Raw genomic sequence first — 3,748 nt, forward strand, 5'->3', positions numbered from 1 at the left:
ACGGCAGGCGCGGCGCGGTCGCCGCGATCGATCCGACGTCGGGCAGGATCCTCGCGCTGGTCAGCAGCCCTTCGTACGACCCCGGGAAGCTGTCGGGGACGGGCAGGGCGGTGGCCGACGCGTGGCGGCGGTTCAACGACGCGGAGGACCAGCCGATGCTCAACCGGGCCATCCGGCAGACGTATCCGCCCGGTTCGGCCTTCAAGATCGTGACGGCCGCCGCCGCGCTGGACGCCGGGGTGGTCGAGGACGTCGACGAGCCGACGGGCGTCCCGGAGCCGTACGTCCTGCCGGGCACGCGCACCACGCTCCCGAACGACGCGCGCGGCTGCGACAAGGAATCGCTCGCGTACGCCATCAAATGGTCCTGCAATTCGGTGATGGCCGGGCTGGGGGTGGCGGTCGGGCTCGACGGGATGGTGGAGGCGGCGGGCAGATTCGGCTTCAACGACCGGCAGTTGAGGGTCCCGTCGGGTGTCGCCGTGTCCAACTTCGACCGGGAGATGAGCGACGACCAGCTGGCGCTCTCCTCGATCGGACAGTTCGACACGACGGCGACACCCCTCCAGATGGCGATGGTGGCGGCGGCCGTCGCCAACGGCGGGGATCTCAAGCGCCCGTATCTGGTGGACCGCACCCTCGCGGCGGACGGTGATGTCGTCTCCCGTACCGGCGTGCACACCTACCACCGGGCGATGAGCCCGTCGACGGCCTACCGGCTGCGGCAGTTGATGGTGGAGGCCGTGGACACCGGCACCGGGGGGAGCGCCGCGATCGACGGCGCGATCGTGGGCGGGAAGACGGGGACGGCGCAGCACGGCGTGGGCAACTCCGGTACGCCGTATGCCTGGTTCATCGCCTGGGCGCAGGCGGAGGACACGGGTAGGCCGGCGGTGGCGGTGGCCGTGGTGGTGGAGGACGCGGAGGCGGTGCGCGGTGAGATCAGCGGGGGCGGTGACGCCGCGCCGATCGCACGGGCGGTGATGGAGGCGGCGCTGCGAGACTAGGGGGTGTCTTGTGATGAGCGACGACTGGTGGTCGGTGGGCGAGGCGCTGGAGCGGATCGGCCGGCTCGATCGGGAGCTGTGCGCGTTCGTCGAGGTGTGGCACGCGGAAGCGTCGGCGCGGGCCCGTGCGGTGGATCGCCGACTGCCGCTGGCGGGGCTGCCGTTCGCGGTGAAGGGCCCGTCGGGGATCCGCTCGTACGCGGCGCGGCGGCTTGTCGCGGGGGGGGCGGTGCCGGTCGGCTCGACGGCGGTGCCGGACGCGGGGACGTACTGGCAGACCTGGGGCCGGGGCGCCCACGGCCGTACGGTCAATCCCTACCGCGCCGACCGCACGCCCGGTGGTTCGTCGGCGGGTTCGGCGGTCGCGGTCGCCGCGGGCATGGTGCCGCTGGCGACGGGGAGCGACGGGGCGGGGTCGGTGCGGATTCCGGCGGCGTGGTGCGGGGTGTTCGGCCTGAGGACGACAAGGGGGCTGCTGCCGTCGCCGGACCGCACGGGGCTGGCGACGGCGGGGGTGCTGGCACGGCGCGTGAGTCTCGCGCGGCTGTATCTGCGGTGGGTGCCGGCCGGGTACGAGGAGGTGGACCGCGCGCGGACACCGGTGCGTGCCACGTACTCGCCGGATCTCGGCTTCGCGCGGACGGATCCCGCGGTGGAGGCGGTGGTACGGGCGGCGGTGGACCGCCTGGTGGCGGCCGGGGTCGTACGGCTCGACGGGGCGCCCGGATCGTCCCTGTCGCTGCTCGACCCGCGCGACACGTGGCTGGCGGTGCGCGGCGGCTCACCGCCCCGGACGGCGGGCCCGGGAGGGGCCGCGGGCGCGGATGTGCGGGAGGAGAACGACCGGCGGCTCGACGCGTACTTCGCGCGGACGCCGCTGCTGCTGAGCCCGGTGACGCCGAACCGCCCGCACGGCCACGAGGGACCGGGCCCCGACGTCTACTCGACGGCACTGACCTGGGCGTTCAACCTGAGCGGCCATCCGGCGGCGAGTCTGCCCGCGGGTTTCACACCGGACGGCTGCCCGGTGGGGCTCCAACTGGTGGCGGAACGCGGGTCGGACGTCTCGCTCCTCGAAATCGCGGGTGCCGCCGAGGAGGCCCTGCCTATCGTGCGCCCATGACGACATCTTCCCCCGCCCCGGCCGGCCGACCCGCGCACGAACTCGCGCAGGTGAACATCGCGCGCCTGAAACACCCCTTGGACTCGGTCGAGTTGAAGGACTTCGTGGACGCGCTCGATCCCGTGAACGCGGTCGCCGACGCGTCCGACGGCTTCGTGTGGAGACTGCAGAGCGACACGGGCAACGCGACCGACGTGCCGGTCTTCGGCGACGAGTGGCTGATCATGAATCTGACGGTGTGGCGCGATGTGGAGGCGCTGACGGCCTTCATGTACCGGGGGCGGCACCGCGAGTTGCTCGCCCGGCGCTTCGAGTGGTTCGAGCGGGTGGAGGAGTCGATGACGGCGCTGTGGTGGGTGGCGGCGGGCGTCCGCCCGACGGCGCGCGACGCGGAGCTGCGGCTGCTGGGTCTGCGTGAACACGGCCCGACGCCGCACGCGTTCACGCTGCGGAAGACCTTCGGGCCGGGCGAGTAGCGCGGGAGCGGCCAACACGCCTTGTTGGACAGTGAGTCGACAAGTGGCGCGGAGGGGATTGACGAGAGCTGCTGACAGGAAGTCTCATAAGAGGGTCGAGACCGTACCCCCGGTAACCCAGTCATGAGGTGCTCTCAGCCATGACAGCAGCGCACGAACGCGATGTGACAGCCACGCCCACACGCGACGACGGCGGGGGCGGGAGCGGGGGCGACGCGCTCCGTGCCGGGCTCCGCGACGACGACGGCGCGCGTGAGGTCCAGCTCCTGCGCGACGCGCTCGGCCCGCTCCGGGACCGCGAACAGGTCGCGCTGCGCCTCCTCGAAGCCTCCGCCAAGCACTCCTTCGACCCGGACAAGGACCTCGACTGGGAGGCCCCGGCACAGGACGGCAAGTGGTTCTGGCCGCCGGAGCTCGTCTCCCTCTACGACACGCCCCTGTGGCGGAAGATGTCGGAGGAGCAGCGGATGGACCTCGCCCGCCACGAGGCCGCGTCACTCGCCTCGCTCGGCATCTGGTTCGAGATCATCCTGATGCAGCTGCTGGTCAGGCACATCTACGACAAGTCCGTGACCAGCAACCACGTGCGCTACGCGCTCACCGAGATAGCGGACGAGTGCCGCCACTCGATGATGTTCGCGAAGATGATCCAGAAGGGCGGCGCCCCCGCGTACCCCGTCCCCCGCGTCTACCACAACGTCGCGCGCGTGCTGAAGACCGTCTCCACCACCCCCGGTTCGTTCGCCGCGACCCTCCTGGGCGAGGAGATCCTGGACTGGATGCAGCGCCTGACGTTCCCGGACGAGCGCGTCCAGACGCTGGTGCGCGGCGTGACCCGCATCCATGTGGTGGAGGAGGCCCGCCACGTCCGCTACGCCCGCGAGGAACTGCGCCGCCAGATGGTCACGTCCCCCCGCTGGGAGCAGGAACTGACCCGCCTCACGGCCGGCCAGGCGGCCCGCGTCTTCTCGGTCTGCTTCGTCAACCCCCAGGTCTACGACAACGTCGGCCTGGACCGCCGCGAAGCCGTGGCCCAGGTCCGCACGAGCCCCCACCGCCGCGAGGTGATGCAGTCGGGCGCGAAACGCCTGACCGACTTCCTGGACGACATCGGGGTCATGCGGGGTACGGGGCGGCGGCTG

The 3,748-nt window shown here is 72.1% G+C and carries 4 protein-coding genes; all 4 read left to right on the forward strand.

What is annotated here, in order from left to right; translation table 11 throughout:
- Positions 1-1,007 (forward strand): penicillin-binding transpeptidase domain-containing protein (locus GXP76_RS34505; protein ID WP_242575561.1); only part of this gene is annotated, 1,007 nt, incomplete at its 5' end.
- Positions 1,008-1,020: 13 nt separating this feature from the next.
- Positions 1,021-2,130 (forward strand): amidase, encoded by a 1,110-nt coding sequence (locus GXP76_RS34510; RefSeq protein ID WP_242575562.1) that lies wholly within the window; start codon positions 1,021-1,023, stop codon positions 2,128-2,130.
- Positions 2,127-2,606 carry a DUF3291 domain-containing protein gene (locus GXP76_RS34515; protein WP_242575563.1) on the forward strand — a complete coding sequence of 160 codons (480 nt, stop codon included), beginning with the start codon at positions 2,127-2,129 and terminating at the stop codon, positions 2,604-2,606. Before GXP76_RS34510 ends, GXP76_RS34515 begins: the two co-directional genes overlap by 4 nt.
- 140 nt (positions 2,607-2,746) lie before the next feature.
- On the forward strand, positions 2,747-3,748 hold a 1,002-nt coding region (locus GXP76_RS34520; protein ID WP_242575564.1), incomplete at its 3' end, for a diiron oxygenase.

Source organism: Streptomyces sp. NP-1717 (assembly GCF_022695985.1).
Taxonomy (GTDB): domain Bacteria; phylum Actinomycetota; class Actinomycetes; order Streptomycetales; family Streptomycetaceae; genus Streptomyces.

What these genes read in the sequence shown, in the direction of transcription:
- GXP76_RS34510 (WP_242575562.1), top strand. Translation starts at nt 1,021, where the DNA reads ATGAGCGACGACTGGTGGTCGGTGGGCGAGGCGCTGGAGCGGATCGGC.
- GXP76_RS34515 (WP_242575563.1), top strand. Translation starts at nt 2,127, where the DNA reads ATGACGACATCTTCCCCCGCCCCGGCCGGCCGACCCGCGCACGAACTC.